At 41.1% G+C, this 19553-nt stretch carries 22 protein-coding genes; 21 read left to right on the forward strand and 1 reads right to left on the reverse strand.

Annotated elements, in window-relative coordinates:
• Window positions 1–109 precede the first annotated feature (109 nt).
• From der to MSG66_RS06015, 21 genes are all read left to right on the forward strand, one after another.
• A complete protein-coding gene (gene der / locus MSG66_RS05915) occupies window positions 110–1519 on the forward strand; it encodes a ribosome biogenesis GTPase Der (protein WP_042894826.1) in 1410 nt (469 codons plus the stop codon).
• A 196-nt stretch (window positions 1520–1715) separates the two neighbouring features.
• Window positions 1716–2330 (forward strand): beta-ketoacyl synthase chain length factor, encoded by a 615-nt coding sequence (locus MSG66_RS05920; RefSeq protein WP_324652890.1) that lies wholly within the window; start codon window positions 1716–1718, stop codon window positions 2328–2330.
• Entirely contained in the window at window positions 2315–3118 is an 804-nt protein-coding gene (locus MSG66_RS05925) for a lysophospholipid acyltransferase family protein (protein ID WP_324652892.1), read from the forward strand. Before MSG66_RS05920 ends, MSG66_RS05925 begins: the two co-directional genes overlap by 16 nt.
• A 1-nt stretch (window position 3119) precedes the next feature.
• Complete coding sequence (locus MSG66_RS05930; protein WP_000067033.1) at window positions 3120–3380, forward strand: phosphopantetheine-binding protein; 261 nt, start codon at window positions 3120–3122, stop codon at window positions 3378–3380.
• Window positions 3381–3385: 5 nt separating this feature from the next.
• A complete protein-coding gene (locus MSG66_RS05935; protein ID WP_080592314.1) occupies window positions 3386–3640 on the forward strand; it encodes an acyl carrier protein in 255 nt (84 codons plus the stop codon).
• A complete protein-coding gene (locus tag MSG66_RS05940) occupies window positions 3637–4191 on the forward strand; it encodes a Clp protease (protein WP_171459074.1) in 555 nt (184 codons plus the stop codon). The genes MSG66_RS05935 and MSG66_RS05940 overlap by 4 nt, the downstream gene beginning before the upstream one ends.
• A 9-nt stretch (window positions 4192–4200) precedes the next feature.
• Window positions 4201–5859, forward strand: coding sequence for an AMP-binding protein (locus tag MSG66_RS05945; RefSeq protein ID WP_324652898.1), 1659 nt, complete (start codon window positions 4201–4203; stop codon window positions 5857–5859).
• 2 nt (window positions 5860–5861) lie between these two features.
• A complete protein-coding gene (locus MSG66_RS05950; protein ID WP_324652900.1) occupies window positions 5862–6602 on the forward strand; it encodes a glycosyltransferase family 2 protein in 741 nt (246 codons plus the stop codon).
• A gap of 2 nt (window positions 6603–6604) precedes the next feature.
• On the forward strand, window positions 6605–7531 hold the full coding sequence (locus MSG66_RS05955) for an acyltransferase (RefSeq protein WP_324652902.1): 927 nt from the start codon (window positions 6605–6607) through the stop codon (window positions 7529–7531).
• A gap of 1 nt (window position 7532) precedes the next feature.
• Window positions 7533–9068: an aromatic amino acid ammonia-lyase gene (locus tag MSG66_RS05960; protein WP_324652904.1), complete on the forward strand. Its 1536-nt coding sequence runs from the start codon at window positions 7533–7535 to the stop codon at window positions 9066–9068.
• A 9-nt stretch (window positions 9069–9077) separates the two neighbouring features.
• Window positions 9078–9506 (forward strand): acyl-CoA thioesterase, encoded by a 429-nt coding sequence (locus MSG66_RS05965; protein ID WP_042894852.1) that lies wholly within the window; start codon window positions 9078–9080, stop codon window positions 9504–9506.
• Complete coding sequence (locus MSG66_RS05970) at window positions 9506–10135, forward strand: outer membrane lipoprotein carrier protein LolA (RefSeq protein ID WP_324652906.1); 630 nt, start codon at window positions 9506–9508, stop codon at window positions 10133–10135. Before MSG66_RS05965 ends, MSG66_RS05970 begins: the two co-directional genes overlap by 1 nt.
• Window positions 10110–12425, forward strand: a complete 2316-nt coding sequence (locus MSG66_RS05975; RefSeq protein WP_324652908.1) for a hypothetical protein — start codon at window positions 10110–10112, stop codon at window positions 12423–12425. Before MSG66_RS05970 ends, MSG66_RS05975 begins: the two co-directional genes overlap by 26 nt.
• Window positions 12426–12454: 29 nt before the next feature.
• A complete protein-coding gene (locus MSG66_RS05980; RefSeq protein ID WP_324652910.1) occupies window positions 12455–13750 on the forward strand; it encodes an NAD(P)/FAD-dependent oxidoreductase in 1296 nt (431 codons plus the stop codon).
• A gap of 2 nt (window positions 13751–13752) precedes the next feature.
• Window positions 13753–14298, forward strand: a complete 546-nt coding sequence (locus MSG66_RS05985) for a DUF3261 domain-containing protein (RefSeq protein ID WP_324652912.1) — start codon at window positions 13753–13755, stop codon at window positions 14296–14298.
• Complete coding sequence (locus MSG66_RS05990; RefSeq protein ID WP_324652914.1) at window positions 14295–15497, forward strand: beta-ketoacyl-[acyl-carrier-protein] synthase family protein; 1203 nt, start codon at window positions 14295–14297, stop codon at window positions 15495–15497. Before MSG66_RS05985 ends, MSG66_RS05990 begins: the two co-directional genes overlap by 4 nt.
• Window positions 15497–15922 carry a 3-hydroxylacyl-ACP dehydratase gene (locus tag MSG66_RS05995; RefSeq protein ID WP_000762336.1) on the forward strand — a complete coding sequence of 142 codons (426 nt, stop codon included), beginning with the start codon at window positions 15497–15499 and terminating at the stop codon, window positions 15920–15922. Before MSG66_RS05990 ends, MSG66_RS05995 begins: the two co-directional genes overlap by 1 nt.
• Before the next feature lie 22 nt (window positions 15923–15944).
• On the forward strand, window positions 15945–16670 hold the full coding sequence (locus MSG66_RS06000) for a 3-ketoacyl-ACP reductase FabG2 (RefSeq protein WP_133747633.1): 726 nt from the start codon (window positions 15945–15947) through the stop codon (window positions 16668–16670).
• A complete protein-coding gene (locus MSG66_RS06005) occupies window positions 16670–17896 on the forward strand; it encodes a beta-ketoacyl-ACP synthase (protein ID WP_324652918.1) in 1227 nt (408 codons plus the stop codon). The genes MSG66_RS06000 and MSG66_RS06005 overlap by 1 nt, the downstream gene beginning before the upstream one ends.
• An 11-nt stretch (window positions 17897–17907) precedes the next feature.
• Window positions 17908–18342 carry a hypothetical protein gene (locus MSG66_RS06010; protein ID WP_042894871.1) on the forward strand — a complete coding sequence of 145 codons (435 nt, stop codon included), beginning with the start codon at window positions 17908–17910 and terminating at the stop codon, window positions 18340–18342.
• A 24-nt stretch (window positions 18343–18366) separates the two neighbouring features.
• Window positions 18367–19023 (forward strand): 4'-phosphopantetheinyl transferase family protein, encoded by a 657-nt coding sequence (locus MSG66_RS06015; protein ID WP_324652921.1) that lies wholly within the window; start codon window positions 18367–18369, stop codon window positions 19021–19023.
• Between the two features lie 70 nt (window positions 19024–19093).
• Here MSG66_RS06015 and secB read toward each other — a convergent pair whose 3' ends face one another.
• A complete protein-coding gene (gene secB / locus MSG66_RS06020) occupies window positions 19094–19546 on the reverse strand; it encodes a protein-export chaperone SecB (protein WP_003654925.1) in 453 nt (150 codons plus the stop codon).
• Between the last annotated feature and the right edge of the window lie 7 nt (window positions 19547–19553).

Raw genomic sequence — 19553 nt, forward strand, 5'->3', positions numbered from 1 at the left:
CAAAGCCCCGTCTTTTATTATGGTCATCTCTGACCTTAAAATATATCTCCTGTACTGTTTTTAATGCTCATGCCATGAGATATGGCTGGTCTTGAATTAAGGTTATTGTATGAAACCCGTTATTGCGCTCATTGGTCGTCCGAATGTCGGAAAATCAACGTTATTTAACCAGATTACCAAGAGTCGTGATGCACTTGTAGCCGACTTCGCGGGCCTGACTCGTGACCGTAAATATGGTGATGCGACTTATCAGAATAAGTCTTTCATTGTTGTTGATACTGGCGGTATTGGTGAAAATGAAGGCGGTATTGATAACTACATGGCCGAGCAGTCAAAAACAGCGATCAATGAAGCAGATATCATTATTTTTGTGGTTGATGCGCGTGCTGGCTTATTGGCTTCGGACGAACAAATTGCCCGTGAACTGCGTACTTTGGGTAAAAAAGTTTACTTGGTTGCCAATAAAGTTGATGGTGTCCATGCAGAAGCTGCGTTGGTTGAGTTCTACAAACTTGGTATGGGTGAACCCTTACAAGTTGCTGCCAGCCATGGACGTGGTGTACAGCAAATGCTTGAGGATGTCTTGGTAGACGTACCTGAAGATGAAAATCCAGAAGAACATGACAAAGCAACAGGCTTACGTTTAGCGATTATTGGTCGTCCGAACGTGGGTAAATCGACTTTGGTCAATCGTTTGTTAGGCGAAGACCGTGTAGTTGCATTTGACCAACCGGGCACAACGCGTGATTCGATTTATATTCCATTTGAACGTGATGGTCGTCAGTACACATTAATTGATACAGCGGGTGTACGTCGTAAAGGTAAAGTTGATGAAATGATTGAGAAATTCTCAATCGTGAAAACACTACAAGCCATTAAAGATGCACATGTGATTGTGGTGGTGTTGGATGCCCGTGAAGGCGTGGTTGAACAAGATTTACATTTGATTGGTTACGCACTTGAAGCTGGTCGTGCCATGGTGATCGCCATTAACAAATGGGACAACATGACTGAATACGATCGTAAACAGTGTAAGTTGGATGTTGATCGCCGTTTTGACTTTATTCCTTGGGCGAAAGTCCATTTAATCTCGGCATTGCATGGCACTGGTGTAGGGGAAATGTACCCATCCATCCATCGTGCTTATGACTCATCACATTTAAAAGTTTCACCTGCGAAATTAACCCAAATTTTGAATGATGCTACAGATGCACATCAACCGCCAATGGTGGGTGGTAAACGTATTAAAATGCGTTATGCGCATATGGGTGGGCAAAATCCACCAACGATCGTAATTCACGGTAATAAAGTCGACAAAACCCCAGCGGATTATCGTCGTTACCTTGAGAATGTGTTCCGCAAAGTTTACAAACTGGAAGGAACGCCAGTACGTGTCGATTTTAAAACGTCGGAAAACCCATTTGAAGGACGTAAGTCACAAGTGGACGAACGCGTTGCGGCACGTAAACGTCGTTATGTACAGAAATTCAAAAAAGCTGAGAAAAAGTTTAAACGTTAAGCTTTTTAAAGTTCAAAAACCCAAAGTCTTCTTTGGGTTTTTTATTGCAAATAAATGAGCATGAGCCAAGATTTATGAAAAAGTGTGAATAATAAACGTAATTTTTTGTAAATTTCATAACGAATGCTATAATCAGCATCTTTATAAAATAATTTATATTTCGACAGAATAACGCTGCTTAGGGTTCACTTTTAGCATGGTAACATTACATCTTGCTCAGCTTACATTTACACATGCTCAGCCCTCATATACAGCCCTTGACTGTATTCCAGCTATGCAACGTAGGCGGTTATCGCCATTAGCTAAACTTGCTTTAAACAGTGCACTTGGTGCATTAAGTGGTAGTAAAGTCGATTATATTGTTTGGGTGTCACAATATGGTGATGAGTCTAAAACGTTGAATATCTTGCAAGACGTTTTAAGTGAGCAAACCCCGTCACCCACACAATTTTCAACCTCTGTTCATAATGCAATTTCTGGGCTTTATTCTATTTTATGTCAAGATGACACGCCATCTACCAGCTTAAGCTGTTCATGGACTGAAAGTTTGATTGAGGCCTATGCTCTTTTAAAGTCAATGAAAGATATCCAGCGGGTATTGGTCGTTGCCTATGATGAGCCTTTACCCCAAATTTATGCTGAGGCAGTCGATTTCCCTGCCTATGCGATGGCTGCTGTCGTTACTCTAGAGCAACCTAATTTACAAATTACTGCGTGGACGCATACAGATGAAGCAGAGGGTCCTAGTTTTGCTCATTTTTGGCAGGATGCTGACCAGTTAATATCTGCATTTGGGTGGAACAAATGCTAAATCTTAAAAATCTGAAACAAAAGGGTAATTATTGCTGGCGTGTAGCTGCAACTGGTTTTAGTTTTGCCAGTTTCGGGCTGGGCGGTATGGCAATTGCCACAGTCATTGCACCTGTGCTGAATGCCACAACCTCTGACTCTGAAAAGCGTCAGCAGCGTGCGCAGAATGTGATTAAGTATAGCTTTAAAGGCTTTACCGAAATGATGGTCAAACTGGGCATCATGACTTACTCGGTCGAAGGTCTGGAAAAGCTACAGAATAGTCGCCAAGAGCTTGTAATCGCCAATCATCCGAGTTTGATTGATGTTGTAGTACTAATTGGTATGATGCAGCAGGCTAATTGTGTGGTGAAGCAGTCTCTTTGGTCGAACCCATTTACCAAAGGACCTGTACAAAGTGCGGGTTATATTTTAAACGCGGGTTCTCAGCAATTTGTTGAAGACTGTGTGATACGTCTGAAAGAAAATAATGCGGCTTCTCTTTTAATTTTTCCGGAAGGAACGCGTACTGAAAAAGGGATGACCCTAAACGAATTTCAGCGCGGTGCAGCCAACATTGCCATTCGTGCAAATGTACCAATTCGCCCAGTAGTTATTACCTGTACACCATCGACATTAACCAAGAATGAAAAATGGTACCACGTACCATCTCGACCATTTCATATCGAAGTGAAAGTACTCGATGCTGTACAAGTTTCAGATTTGTTAGATGATTTAACAGTAGGACCTAAACAAGTTCGTCAGTTAAGTCGTAGTTTTTATAAAATTTTTGATGAAGAGTTATCGTGAAATGAGCAATCTTGCTGATGAACTAAAGCAAATGATTATTGATGTTTTGGCACTAGAAGATATTACTATTGCAGATATTGATACAGAAGCTCCATTATTTGGAGAAGGTTTAGGATTAGACTCGATTGATGCACTGGAGTTGGGACTGGCTTTGAAAAAGCGTTACAACATTCATTTAAATGCGGAGTCGGATGAAACCAAACAGCATTTTAAATCAATCCAGAGTTTAGTTGCTTTAGTTGAAGCACAGCAGAAGTCATAAGGAGTGTGATGATGTTATCTCAAGAGCAAGTATTAACTAAACTCCGCGAATGGATGGAAGATTTGTTTGAAATTGAACCGGAGTCTGTTCAACTCGATTCAAACTTATATTCAGATCTTGATGTAGACAGTATTGATGCAGTTGATTTAGTTGTAAAAATTAAAGAATTAACTGGTAAGCAAGTAAAACCTGAAGATTTTAAAAATGTGCGAACCGTACTGGATGTTGTGACGGTTATTCGGAATATGACTGCTGAATGAAGCTCGTGATTAAAGGGATGATTACAGCACTTTTTGTGTTGTATCCCTTTATTGTGGGTTGGAGTTTGACGCACGGTCAATTTGTTTGGGTGAGTGTGTTACTCATCGGATTAGGTGTGGTCAGACTTTTTAGTAAAGGCAACTCATTATTATGGCCTTTAACTGGTTTTGCCATTGTTTGTGGCAGTCTTAGCTTACTGTCACATAATCACGCTTGGTTAAAGTTATATCCAGTCGGTATGAGTTTGGGTGCATTGGTTATTTTTGCACTGACACTCATCAAACCGCCGTCTATGATTGAGCGCTTTGCCCGACTCGTTGAACCTGATTTACCTCCTTCTGGTGTGCAGTGGACCAGACAGGTGACTAAAGTCTGGTGTGCTTTCTTTTTCTGTAATGCATTGATTGCTTTGACTACTGTGCTTTTTACTTCAATGCAGGTTTGGGTCATTTATAATGGCTTTATTTCTTATGTGCTGATGGGTATTTTGTTCGTTGGTGAATTTATTTTGCGTAAGCGACATCAGCGTTTACATTCTTCAAATCATTAATTAAAAATTATGCATTGTCATTTTCAGAAATTCATCGATTCAGCTCATCCACTTTGTATAGATGGTGCTCTACATTCGACCAGTTTTACTCAATTTTGGCAGGATGTTGCTTTGCAAGCTGCTGCAATTGCTCCAATGGAAAATTTAACTTGGGCACTATGGGAAGCAGACAGCTATGAATTTCTGGTTTTATTCTTTGCCGCTTTGTTAGCGAAAAAACAGATACTTTTACCACCAAATCGAGTACGCGAATTAGAACAAGATTTCGCAGCACAGCAGATTTATTTTTTAAAGCGTCAAGATGTTGAAAAAGTTGTTCCTTTATCTTTAATTTTGGATGATGCTTTTTTACAGCAAGCGCAACTCTATTTTTATACATCAGGTTCAACTGGCGAACCTAAAAAAATCCCAAGAACACTCAGACAACTACTCAACGAAGTTCAAGGATTAAGTCAGAGTTTTACTTTCGATGAAAATGCAATTGTGATCGCAACGGTCAGTCATCAGCATATTTATGGATTACTGTTTAAATTATTGCTACCACTTGCTGTGGGTCGAAGTTTTTATGTGCCTCAAATGGCATTCCCTGAAGATGTGGTACAAGCTCAAAAACAATTAGAAACGTTGGGTTTAAGCAATTATTTGATCTCAAGTCCTGCATTATTAAAACGCTGGACAACCGATGTGGTTTTACAACACTGTCAGATGGTCTTTAGTTCGGGTGGCAAACTGGAAAGTGGTGTTCGTCCTTTATTAAATCGTCCGATTATTGAAGTTTTGGGAAGTTCTGAAACAGGTGGTATTGCCCATCGTGCTCAAGATGAGGATGCTTGGACTGCTTTTAGCAATGTGGCTATTCGTATTGAAGACCAACAACTCTTGGTGAAGAGTAATCATGCCTATGAGAATGACTGGATTACGACAGGTGATGGCGCAGCATGGGCAGATGCAAAGTGTCAGACATTTAAGCTGATGGGGCGTACAGATCGAATTGTAAAACTTGAAGAAAAGCGTTTGAGTCTAGATGCGATCGAGCAAAGCATTCAAACTTTGGATGCAGTGCAACAATGTCATGTATTGGTACTTGAACATGGGCATCGTCAAATAGTGGGTTGTATTGTTGTTTTAAAAGAACAAGCTCGGGAACAGTTACAGCAACTAGGTAAGTCAGCTTTTGTTGGTCATTTAAAACAACTGTTAAAAGATCGCTTGGAAACTTTAGCGATTCCTCGTCAATGGCGTTTCCTCAGTCAGCTACCGCAAAACTCGCAGTCTAAACTTAACAAAAACTATTTGAAAACTCTATTTAAGCCTATGTTACAACCTGTGGTTTTGTCGCAGTCTCAAAGTTCAGATGACCATATTTTGAGCCTTGAGTTTCCACCAGAGTTAGCTTGTTTTAAAGGGCATTTCCCAACACAACCGATTTATCCTGGGGTTGGGCAAATAGGTTTTTTACAATATTTTGCTAAGTCAATTTGGTCGGACTTAAATTGGTGTCAGGGTTATGAACAGCTAAAATTTCAAAATCTGATCCGTCCTTATGCAATTGTACAACTTAAGCTTTCTCGAAAAGAGCATAAAGTGAGTTTTGAGTTACGCGATTCAGAACAGATTTTGGCTTCTGGGCGTTTATTATTCGCTTTGCAAACGGAAGTAGAGGGTTAAAAATGCAGACCAACTATGGCTTTGTTATCCCAGTTTATAATCATCCTCATTATTTAGCTGACTTGATTGCCTATCTAGATCGTTTTCATTTACCGATTGTATTGGTAAATGATGGAAGTGATGATGCTTGTAGCCAGATTTTACGAGCATTGGCCGATCAATATTCCCAAATTCATTTAATTGAACATGAAGTGAATAAGGGCAAAGGGCAAGCTGTGATTACAGGATTGCGTGCGGCACATGAGTTGGGTTTAAGCCATGCCTTACAACTTGATTCAGATGGGCAACACCACTGGGATGACATTCCTAAATTTATTGAACAGTCCCAGCAATATCCCAAAGCTATGGTGATTGGTCAGCCGTACTTTGATGAATCTATTCCTAAAAAACGGTTGTATGGTCGTTACATTACCCATTTCTGGGTGTGGCTTAATAGTTTGTCTTTTGAAATTAAAGATAGTATGTGTGGGTTTCGCGTGTATCCGCTCGAGAGCACCATTAAAGTTTTGAACAGCGCTAAGTTTCAGCCACGTATGGGTTTTGATAGCGAAATTTTGGTGCGTTTAAAATGGGAAAATACCCCATTTATTAATGTGCCGACACCTGTGGTTTATCCAGAGCAGGGCATCTCCCATTTTCATGTCTGGCGAGATAACTTAGGGCTGAGTAAAGCACACGCAAGCTTGTTTATGGGTATGCTGATTCGTTTGCCGAAGCTACTAAAACAAAAGCTGCAAGGTTAATTATGACTGATTCAGCTTCACCAAAATGGAACGATATTAAAGAGCGAGGAGGCGTGTTGCCGCTCATGCTCGTGTTGTGGTTTTATCGTTTTGGTGGGCGTTGGTTATGCAAGTTGGTGATGTACTTTGTCATTATGTGGTATTGGCTATTTGCCGCCACAGCACGCCAAGCTTCCTTACTTTATTTACAAAAACTGCATCATTTTGCCGGAACACAATCTCCGTTTAGCCACCAGCCCAATTGGACAAACAGCTACGCGCATTTTATGCAATTTGGTGAATGTATTTTAGATAAGATTGAAGGTTGGCTAGGTCATATCTCCGAGCAAAATCTGGAAGTTTTTGGACATGAAAACTTCTCACAGCATTATCAAAAAGGTGCTCTTATTATTGTCTCGCACTTTGGCAATATTGAGTTGCTTCGAGCAATTAAGTCAGAGCATCCGCAGAAAATTAATGTGCTGGTTTATCAAAAACATGCGACCAAGTTTAATGAGTTTTTGAAAAAGCTAAATGATAAGGCTGATGTTTGCTTATTGCCCGTCGATGAGTTGGGTATTGAAACTGCTATGATTTTACAAGACAAAATGCAACAGGGTGAGTGGGTCATTGTGGCGGCAGATCGAGTCCCTGTGCAGTCAGATCGTGTCCAGCATATCGAGTTTTTAGGAGAGCCAGCATCCTTCCCTCAAGGCGCATGGATTTTAGCAAATTTGCTCAAAGTGCCTGTTATTGCGGTTTTTTGTTATCGAGTGCAACAGCAGTTTCAAGTTCATATTCATTCAATTGCCGAGCAGGTGAGTTTACCTCGTGCTAACCGTATTGAAAGTATGCAAACCATAACTAAAACGTATGTTGCTGTACTAGAACAGCATTGTCTGCGTGCTCCTTATCAATGGTTTAATTTTTATAATTTTTGGACGAAATAACATGCGTGTGTTAACCGTAGGTGAACAGCCACTGAGTATTGAAGATGTTGTTTCTGTAGCAAGAGGCGAATGTCAGGTCGCTTTACCTGAAACATCTGAGTGGCGTGAACTGATTCAAAAAGGTGCTGATTTTCTCGATCAGTTACTTGAAGAAGAAGGCGTTATCTATGGTGTGACCACGGGTTATGGTGACTCGTGTTTGGTTGAAGTACCATTACATCAGGTTAATGAATTACCTCTACATCTTTCACGCTTTCATGGCTGCGGTTTAGGTGAAAATCTGGATGTGATTACCGCACGTGCAGTAGTCCTGACACGCCTATGTTCGTTGGCTCGCGGTTATTCGGGTGTGTCGATAGCATTACTTGAACGCTTGGTTTGGCTACTCAACGAAAATGTGATTCCAGTTATTCCATCTGAAGGTTCAGTGGGAGCAAGTGGTGACTTAACGCCGTTGTCTTACATTGCTGGAACGTTAATCGGAGAGCGAGATGTCTATATTGATGGACAAATTGTTCCTGTTGCTCAAGTTTATGCTGAAAAAGGTTTGCAACCATTAACGCTCAGACCGAAAGAAGGTTTGGCGCTTATGAACGGCACAGCGGTAATGACGGCAATTGCTTGTTTAAACTATAAAAAAGCAGAGCAGATTTCACTCGCAAGTACTTTGATTACGGCTATGAATGTATTGGCCTTGGAAGGTAATCCAAGCCATTTTGATGAAGTACTGTTTGCTCAGAAGCCTCATCCGGGGCAGCAGCAAATTGCAAAGCAATTACGTGACTGGCTTAACAGTGAAGTACAAACAGCACATCAAAGCCCACGTTTGCAAGATCGTTATTCGTTGCGTTGTGCGCCTCATATTATTGGTGTATTTGAAGATTCAAAAGTATGGTTGCGTCAGTTTATTGAAAATGAATTGAATTCGAGTAATGACAACCCCTTGATTGATCCAGTGGGGATGCGTGTATTGCATGGTGGGCATTTTTACGGTGGACACATTGCGCAGGCGATGGACAGCTTAAAAATCATGATTGCCAATATTGCTGATCTGATGGATAGACAGATTGCACAGCTAGTCGATCATAAAATGAATCATGGTTTACCACGTAATTTAACGGGCGCAATGACCGAACGCTTACCACTCAATCACGGTTTTAAAGCTGTGCAAATCGGGGTGTCGGCGTGGACTGCTGAAGCCTTGAAAAATACTTTAGCAGCTTCAATTTTTTCACGTTCAACCGAATGTCATAACCAAGACAAAGTCAGTATGGGAACCATTGCTGCACGTGATGCGAGCCGCGTGATCACCTTAACCCAACAAGTGGTTGCAGCCCTCTGCTGTGCCAGTGTGCAGGCCATTCATCTGAAAGGTTTAACAGCACAGCTCAGTCCGACATTGCAGGCATTTATGCAATGGACCTTACAAAGCTTTGCATTTGTCGAAGAAGACCGACCATTACAAACCGAATTACAACAGATTGTTGATCGTTTAGACCAACTTGAATTGTTTAATCAACCAGAATTTATGGGATAAGGTGAGCCAATGCATGCAGATGTAATCATTGAAATTCCATTTCATGATGTCGATACCATGAATGTGGTTTGGCATGGACACTATTTAAAATATTTTGAGATTGCGCGCTGTAAATTGCTCGATCAATTTCATTACAACTATATGCAGATGAAAGAATCAGGCTACGCATGGCCTGTGATTGAAAGCCATGTTCGCTATGCATACGGTATTGAGTTTGAACAAAAGATTCGAGTGCGAGCCATTTTAAAAGAATGGGAAAACCGCTTGAAAATTGATTATCTGATTTTTGATGCTGAGTCTGGGAAGCGTTTAACCAAAGGTTATACCACCCAAGTAGCTGTGAATATTGAAGCGCGTGAAATGTGCTTTCAATCGCCGCAGGTTTTGTTTGATCGTTTAAATGCATGGTCTGAGTTTCAACCGAAGGGAGGCGTATGATGTCTAAATTCATCAAAACTTTAGGTTTGGGTACTGCTGTTTGGATGAGCAGTTTAAGTGCGGTCTATGCAGCACCGGCACAGATCACTCAAATTTTTCAGCAATTGTCACAGTCTCCTACAGTTCGTGCTGATTTTGAACAGCAAAAAAAATTGCCATCGTTGAATAAAACATTTGTGTCGAACGGGTCTTTATTATTTGCAAAATCTTATGGCGTGGCATGGCAAATCAAACGCCCAGTGCAAGCAGATTTGATCGTCACCCCAACCAAACTGGTACAAAAAACTCAGCGTACATTTAGCCAAATACAAGTTAATCAATCGCCATATAGTTCGGTCGCGACTTTATTTTTGCAGCTGATGTCAGGTAATGAACAGGCCTTGGCAAAGAATTTTAATGTAGTAAGTGCGAACTATAGTCCAGCGGGTTGGAGCATGAGCTTAACTCCGAAAAGTAGCCTATTTAAAAAGCTGTTTGTGCGTGTTGATGCTCAAGGGCAACAGTACGTTAACCAAATTGTGATTACCGAGAAAGCCAATAATTTGACGACCATTCGTTTTAGTCACCAGACTTCTCAACCGACGACTCTAACGGCTGCTGAACATGCGCTTTTCCAACTGGCAAAATAAGTTCACCGCACTTTGGTTAATTGCTCTGCTGTTTATTGCAGTGGGGCTTGGCGTGACGTGGTTGAATAAAGGTATTCATATTCAAACCAATATTTTTGCGTTATTGCCTAAAGTTCAGCAAGACCCAGAACTTGCACGTACTCAGCAGTACATGAACGAGCAACTCAACAATAAAGTATTTGTGGTAGTAGATGCTAAAGATGAGGCTGCGATACAACAAGCGACTCATTTCTTAACAGCGCAAGCGAAGCAAAGCCAGTTGTGGCAACCTCTAAAACCACAACTTGATTTTGATCAATTTGCAAAACAGTTGTATCAACATCGAGTAGGTTTGTTGAGTGCGCAAGATCAAGCGTTATTGAAAAAAAAGGACTATGCTGCGCTGACGGAACAAAGTCTGATGCAGATGATGAGTCCCGGCATGCCTGTCACTGCTGAGTCACTTAAGCAAGACCCGCTATTATTATTCCCTCGTTATGCCATGCAGTTGGCGAATCCGTCACAACAAGATATTGAAATGGAGCAGGGCTTTGCGACCATTCACCATGAGCAAGGTATCTCTCGGCTTTTCGTATTACAGTTAACGCAAAGCCCATACAATATTGATTATCAAGAACAAACATCTGCTTGGATTGAGCAAACTAAGCAAAAGTTAGCGGCAATGGGATTAAATTCTCATTGGACTGGGACTATTTTATTTTCAAATTTTGGGACGCAATCAGCTAAACAGGAAATCTCAACCATTGGCGTGGGCTCTACACTGGGCTTAATTTTTCTGGTTTGGTTTGGCTTTCGTTCACTGCGTCCGTTATTTACCGAGTTTGTTGCCGTTTCAACCGGAAGCTTTGTGGCATTTGCGGTCACACATTGGATATTTGGTGAAATTCACCTGATGACATTGGTGTTTGGTGCGAGTCTCATTGGTGTTTGTGTCGATTTTTCATTTTATTTTATGGCGATGCAATCGCAGCACAGACAGCTTGGCGGTTTCCAAATTTTAAAACCACTATTGCCAAGCTTGTTTATGGGCTTAATGACTACATTGGTTGCATATATCTTTTTGAGTTTTACCCCATTTCCTGGGTTCAAGCAGATTGCAGTCTTTTCAATTGTGGGGCTGACTGCGGCGTGGATCAGTAGTGTACTGCTATTACCAAGGTTACCTGCCCTAAATGCTCAGCCAGCCATAAAAGCACTGTCGTGGATTGGACAAGCACGGTTATGGTTTCAACAACGAGCTAAAATACGTTATGGCTTAATTGCAGCCATTTTAGCAGTGGGTACGGTGAGTCTTTTCTATCTCAAAAGTAACGATGACATCCGTAACTTACAAGGTATGGATGTGAGTCTGAAACAGCAAGATCAGGCTGTTCGTGAGCAATTTGGCCAGCAACAAAGCAGTGATTATTTTGTAGTACGAGCAGCCTCTGCAAATCAGATGCAACAACAAGAGCAGCAACTGATTGGACAATTACAACAGTTACAAGCTCAAGGAAAAATCAGTGCATTTCAAGCTTTGGGACAATGGATTCCACCATTGGCAGAGCAGCAAAACAATGTACAACTTTTAAAAAATATTCCAAAAGTGACATTGCAGCAATATGCCCAAAGTATGGGCCTAAATGTCACTGACATATTGCAATGGCAACAGCAACTGGCAACACAACCACTATTAGATTTTTCTGTATTTAAAAATCACCCCTTAGCTTTTTTACAGCCTCAAACTAATGAACGATTAGTCATGGTGACAGGAGTGAAACAGCCTGAAGTGTTGAAGCAGCTTCAGAATGATCACATACATTTCCAGCAACCCATTACTGCAATGTCGGAAATGTTTGCCGAACATCGAGTTCAGGCTCAACATCTTCTCATTTATGCCTTAATGGGTCTGGCGGTTGGTTTAGCGCTTATTTATGGGCTAATTTCAATTGTGCCTTTGGTCTTGCCAGTAAGCTTGGCATTACTGAGCACTTTTGCTGTTCAGGCATGGTTAGGTGTTGAGATTAATCTGTTTAGTATTATGGCGACTTTCCTGATTATCGGGATCGGCGTTGATTATGCAATTTTCTACCGACATGGACATGATCACCCGCAAGTAGTTGGAATGGCGTTATTTTTATGTATGATGTCGACTTTACTTGGCTTTGGATTACTTTCATTTAGCCATACTTACGCAATTCATTGTTTTGGTTTAACGGTTTTATTCGGGGTTATTTTCTCATTTATCTATGCGACTTTGTTAACCCCCGCAGATGAAAAACATATCGTGAATTTACAAGACCATTCATAATTTGAATAAATTAAAAAGGAAGTTGTGCTATGAGCACTATAGAAAAAATTGACATCGTCATTATTGGGGCTGGACCATCAGGTAGTTCTGCTGCGGCACTTCTTCGAAAAAAGGGTTATACCGTTACGGTTATTGAAAAACAGCATTTTCCTCGTTTTTCGATTGGCGAATCATTGTTACCGCAATCTATGGCGTTCTTAGAAGAGGCAGGTTTATTAGAAACGGTCCGTGAACATGTCGATCAATACGCTTTTCAATTTAAAAATGGCGCGGCTTTTTTACGCGGTAAACAACGCAGTTTTTATAACTTTACAGAAAAATTTACGGATGGACCGGGGACTACTTGGCAGGTTCGCCGTGCCGATTTTGATAATTTGCTAGCAAAGCAGGCTCAAGTTTATGGTGCAGACATACGCTTCGGACATGAGGTCTTAGATGTTGATGTTGCATCTGAACAGCCCGTACTTACTGTGTTAAATGAAGAACAACAAAGTTATCAGATTCAAACCAAGTTCTTGCTAGATGCGAGTGGTTTTGGACGGATTTTGCCAAAGCTCTTAGATCTAGAGAGTCCATCCAATTTCCCGGTACGACGTGCACTGTTTACCCATATTGCAGATGGAATTACAGATGACCCAGAGTTTGATCGCAATAAAATTTTAATTACAGTACATGAAAAAGATCATCGCGCATGGTATTGGCTTATTCCATTTGCAGATGGTCGTGCTTCTTTTGGTGTGGTTGCAGAACAAGATTTTTTTGATAAATACACGGTCGACAATGCTGAAGATAATGAACCTGAGGTAATGTTTAAGCGTATTTTAGCCGATGAGCCAAGCTTGTCACATGTCTTGCGCCGTGCAAGATTTGATACACCAGTACGGACCTTGGTCGGCTACTCAGCGAATGTAAAACACTTAGCAGACCGTAATTATGCGCTATTAGGTAATGCCGGTGAGTTTCTTGATCCAGTCTTTTCATCAGGTGTCACAATCGCCTTAAAATCTTCCAGCTTGGCTGTACCTTTGGTTGAACGAGTTTTACAAGGTGAGCAAGTCGACTGGTTACAAGAGTATGAAAAACCATTACGCCGTGGTATTCAGGTATTTCGTGCCTATGTTGAATCATGGTACGAAGGCGAGTTCCAAGATGTGGTGTTCTCGCAAAATCAGAATGAAGGCATTCGCCGTATGATTTCTTCATTATTGGCTGGTTATGCATGGGATGAAAAAAATCCAATCCATAAAAATGCTAAGCGTAGACTTACTACTTTGGCAGAATATTGTCGTGAGGGCTTGGCGCAAGAACAGGCACTTGAGGGCTAATCATGCAACGCAAATGGGCAACGATATTACTCAGTAGCTTTTTATTTTTAAATGGTTGTCAGGTCATGCCACATGCCAAAGGGCTGCAAAGCCCACTATGGCAGGCACAAGCTTATCAACGACAAGATCAGGTTGAAGTTCAGTGGAAGCAGCAAAGTTTTAGCTTCTTGTTATACCAACAGCAAAAGGGTGCTGTACTGGATATGGTGGCTTTGAGTCTGACAGGCCAACAATTATTTAAGTTACAGTTTGATGGACATCTTGTTCATGTTGAACAGCGTATTGATCAAATGCGTTTATTGCCTTTTGAGTTTGTAGTGCGTGACCTTTTGTTTGCGACATACCCTCAATTTTCGCATTTAGGGCAGAAAGCCGTAGAGATGAAACAACAAGCTGGCATGCAAGTTGTCTATATTGAAAAGCAGCCTGTGTTGCAGCTTAAACAGGGACAAGGCAGCATTGAATTGATTAATCAACAAGTCCCTTATACCATGACGTTGAGTTCGATTGAAAATACGTTGCAGACAGAAGAAAGTCCTACACCATGAAACATTTACCTTCAGAAAATGCAGCCACAATGGCAGTAGGCATACAATTCAGTGTCGGTTTATCTGCATTAGGTTGCGAACTTAATCAAATCAAACAGGCATTACAACAGCCACAGCAAACCTTAAGTTTGCGAGATGATTTAATTGCTGATCGTAATGTTTGGGTGGGGCAATATACACATCCATTATGCTCGAATGTACCAGACACCTTACAGTCTGTAGATTCACGTAATCTACGTTTTGCATTAACTGCATTATCCGAAATCGAAGCAGCGTTAAGAGACTATACGGCATCCTTTGAAAATAAACGTTTGGCAATTGTGGTAGGTACATCTACTTCTGGTATTGCAGATAATGAATTATTACTTAAGCAATATTTTCAAGGGAAAACCGATCTTTCAATATCTCACTATCCACAAGAAATGGGCTGTTTAGCAAAAGCATTGCAGCAGTACTTAGGATGGGAAGGGCCTGCATATACTATTTCAACTGCTTGCTCTTCAAGCGCAAAAGCATTAGCTGCAGGTCAGCGTTTACTTCATGCAGATTTAGTCGATGTTGTACTGGTGGGTGGCGTCGATACCTTGTGTCAGTTGACACTCAATGGATTTAATAGCCTCGAGAGTTTATCTGACTATATTTGCCAACCCTGCGGTGTGAAACGTGATGGTATTAATATTGGTGAAGCAGCTGCATTTTTTGTATTAAGTAAAGCCTCTGCTCCTGTCATGTTAATGGGGGCGGGCGAGTCGATGGATGCATGGCATATTTCGGCTCCACATCCTGAAGGTAAAGGTGCGGCATTAGCTATGCAACGTGCACTAGACATGGCTCATATTTCCCCTCAAGAAATTGGTTATCTGAATTTGCACGGCACAGCAACTCCACAAAATGACGCAATGGAAATTAAGGCCGTACGACAAGTTTTTGGTGATTATCAGGTGGCTTTAAGTAGCACCAAACACAAAACTGGACATTGCCTTGGTGCAGCTGGCGCTATAGAAGCTTTTATTTGTGAACAAGTTCTAAAAGATCAAAGTTGGTTGCCGTTGCATCAAAATGTTGAGATTGATCCGGATTTTGCTGACCAAAACTATGTGCAAGATGCCGAACTAAAACAACCCATCCGCTATGTGATGAGTAATTCTTTCGCTTTTGGGGGAAGTAATATTAGTCTTGTTTTTGGAGTGAAGCCCTGATGAAACTTGATGCAATTCAATATATTCCTCATGAGCAGCCTATGGTTTTTATTGACCATTTAACTGATGTAGCAGAAGGGCGTGCACAAGCCGAGCTAACGATTACACCCGAGCTGATGTTTTGTGAAGCAGAAGGCTTGCCGACATGGGCAAGTATTGAAATTATGGCACAAACCATCAGCGCTTATTCAGGCTGGCAAGGTCAGCAGTCAAAACAAGCGCCAAAAGTCGGTTTTTTATTGGGAACACGTAAATTAAATTTACCAATCCCTTATTTCGCTTTAGGTTCACGATTGATCATTCAAATAGAACAACAATATTTTCATGAAGGACTTGGGCAATTTTCCTGTGAAATTCAATATGCTGAACACTGCATTCAGGCAACGCTAAGTGTATTTGAGCCAACAGAAACACCATTTGAATAACCACAAAAATTAGGAATACATTGTGACAAGACGAATTTTAGTAACGGGTTCAAGTCGAGGAATTGGAAAGGCGATTGCATTACAACTTGCAAAGGCGGGTTTTGATGTAACTGTGCATGCACGTTCGCGTCAGGCAGATGCAGAACAAGTTGTACAAGAGATTCAAGCGCTAGGCCAAAATAGCCATTATTTAATGTTTGATGTAACTGAACGCCAAACCGTTCAACAAATTTTAGAACAAGATGTAGAACAGCATGGCGCATTCTATGGCGTTGTATTGAATGCAGGTCTTACCCATGACGGGGCTTTCCCAGCATTAACAGATCAAGATTGGGATGAAGTTATTTCGACGTCTTTAGATGGTTTTTATAACGTATTGAAGCCATTAGTTATGCCAATGATTCATTTGCGTAAAGGCGGTCGTATCGTCACGTTATCTTCGGTCTCTGGGATCATGGGTAACCGTGGACAGGTTAATTATAGTGCTGCAAAAGCAGGATTGATTGGTGCGACCAAGGCCTTGGCACTCGAATTGGCCAAGCGAAAAATTACCGTGAACTGTGTAGCACCAGGTCTGATTGAAACTGAAATGGTGACAGATGAAGTCAAAGAACATGCGCTTAAGATGATTCCGTTGCAACGCATGGGACAGGTCGATGAAGTTGCTAGTGTGGTGAAATTTTTGTGTTCAGATGAAGCATCCTACATTACCCGACAAGTTATCTCGGTGAATGGGGGACTTATCTGATGAAACGCGTTGTCGTGACAGGAATGGCGGGGATTACTTCTTTAGGTGAAACTTCAGATGAGATTTTTGCTCAATTTGAAGCCGCTAAAAGTGGTATTCGTTACATGCCGGAATGGGAACAGTACTCTGACCTTAGGACCAAGCTTGCTGGACCTGTTGAAACATTTCATGTGCCAAAGCATTTTAATCGTAAAGTCACCCGTGGTATGGGCCGTGTTGCGCTCATGTCTGTGGTTTGTGCCGAAACTGCTTTGCAAAATGCAGGTTTGCTTGGGCACGAAATCTTGAACAGTGGAGAAACTGGCGTTGCATTCGGTTCTTCTGCTGGTAGTGTAGACGCGGTGGGTGAGTTTGCAAGCATGCTGCTTCATCAGAGCATGAGTAAGATCAATGCAACAACCTATATCCGCATGATGTCGCATACAAGTGCGGTGAACATGACCGTATATTTTGGCCTAAAAGGCTTAACTTTACCGACGTCAAGTGCCTGTACCTCTGGTTCTATGGCTATTGGACAGGCCTATGAAGCCATTAAATATGGCAAACAACAGGTCATGATTGCTGGTGGTGCAGAAGAACTCAGTGCAGCAGGTGCTGCGGTTTTTGATGTATTGTTCGCGACCAGTGGTATGAATGACCAACCAGAAAAAACACCACGCCCATTTGATGCAAAAAGAGATGGTTTAGTGATTGGTGAAGGGGCTGGCTGTTTAATTTTGGAAGAATACGAACATGCCAAAGCTCGAGGTGCCCATATCTATGCAGAAGTGATTGGCTACGGTAGCAATACTGATGGTCAACATGTCACTCGCCCCGAGTCAGAAATGATGGGGCGCTGTATGCAATTGGCACTTAAAGATGCATCTGTAGAGGCTAAAGATATTGCTTATGTAAATGCGCACGGCACCTCAACTGATCAGGGTGATGTGGCTGAAAGTCAGGCGACAGCAGCAGTTTTGGGACGTAAGCCGATCAGCTCTTTAAAAAGCTACTTTGGACATACGCTGGGAGCGTGTGGGGCCATTGAAGCTTGGCTGAGCATTGAAATGATGAATCGTGGCTGTTTTATTCCAACTTTAAATCTAGATGAAATCGATCCCCAGTGTGGCGATCTAGATTATATCGTTCAGCAGCCAAGAACTCTGGATGCTGACATTATTATGAGCAATAACTTTGCTTTTGGCGGAATTAATACTTCGCTTATTTTTAAACGTGTTAAACAATAAGGAACACAACAATGTTAAATAAAAAACTTTTATTTGTAGCAATGCTAAGTGCGGGTTTTACTGCCACTGTTCAGGCTGGAGATGAAGTACATCAGTTCAATTTTAAAGAAGCTGTAGACCGTGCAGTTGCAGATGGCACTTTAGATGGTTCAGTAAAGTTTTATTTAAATGGTACAAAGTCTGGCGGTAAAGTGATTCAAAAAGATGCGGTGACCAATAAAAAAACCAATGGTTTTGGTAAGTCAGCAGCAACTTCTTGTGACTGGGTTTTACGTTCAGCACTCATCCAAATGCAAAACAATGCTAAAGCACAAGGTGCAAACGCGGTTACCAATATTGTGAGCTATTTTAAAGCCAATGAAACCACAAGTACGACAACTTACGATTGCTATAAAGGTGCCATGATGGCGGGGGTTACCTTAAAAGGCGACGTGGTTAAATTCTAATTAATTGTAAATAAGGGCGGGATAATGTCTAAGCGTAATATTGAAGTCTACACACAGACATTGTCCCAGCTTTTTTTAAAATCTAAACAAGATTTTCCTGACTTTCGTACATTTAATCATTATAAAAAACAGCAAATACATAACATTAGAAATGAGCTGATAGCACAGAAATTACAAATTACAATAACGGATTTAGAGTTTGCAAAGCATGAGCATGGCAAGCCATATTTATTGAATCAACATTTAGATTTCAATCACTCTCATAGCCAACAATATTATGCTTTAGCAATGAGCCCGAATGTTAAAGATATAGGCGTAGACGTTGAAGAGTTAGACCGTAAAGTTCGTTTGGAAGCTTTAGCCCAGCATGCATTTCATCCTGATGAATATGAAACTTGGCTAAGCTTAGATCAAGACAGAGAATACTGGTTTAAAGTCTGGACAACTAAAGAAGCGGTTCTAAAAGCCTCTGGGCTCGGCATACGATTAGACTTAAAGACCTTAAATACCCATGCACATCCTACAGACAATGGTGGAATATGTTCTCATTCACTTATTGGGACATTTGCTTATCAAAACTTTGTTCTGGGCAATATGATGCTAACAGTGGCATGGCGTTCGGAATTATCTTGCCGCGGATTTCAGTTTCCTACTATTCAGCTTATTTCTCTTGATGATTAATTTTTAAATTATTCAAAACATAAAAAACCGCGATAGACGCGGTTTTTTTATTCAAGGAGAAGCTAGAAAATTAAGCTTGACCTTCAACAGCTTGAGCACGTTGCATATTTGCTTCGAACTCTGCATCAAAGTTGATTGGAGTAAGAAGTAACTGTGGGAAGCTACCTTTAGTTACTAAATCATTTACCGCTTCACGTAAGAACGGGAACAAAATATTTGGGCAATAAGCGCCTAAAATATAAGGTAAACGATCTTCTTCAATGTTATCAATCAAGAAAATGCCTGATTGAGTGATATCTACAATGAACGCTGTTTCGTTGTCGTTATCAGCTTGTACCACAACTTTTAAAGAAACTTCAAAATGAGTTGGATCAATTTTTTCTGCAGCAGAAGAAAGATTGATATTGAGTTCAGGTTGCCATTGTTTAGTAAAAACCTGTGCCCCAGGAACCTCAAAAGAAATATCTTTTGTATAAATACGCTCTAAAGCTAATTGTGGTTGAACTTGTTGTTCTTCGCTCATTGTTTTT

It is taken from the genome of Acinetobacter sp. IK31 (assembly GCF_035615195.1).
Lineage (GTDB): Bacteria > Pseudomonadota > Gammaproteobacteria > Pseudomonadales > Moraxellaceae > Acinetobacter > Acinetobacter calcoaceticus_C.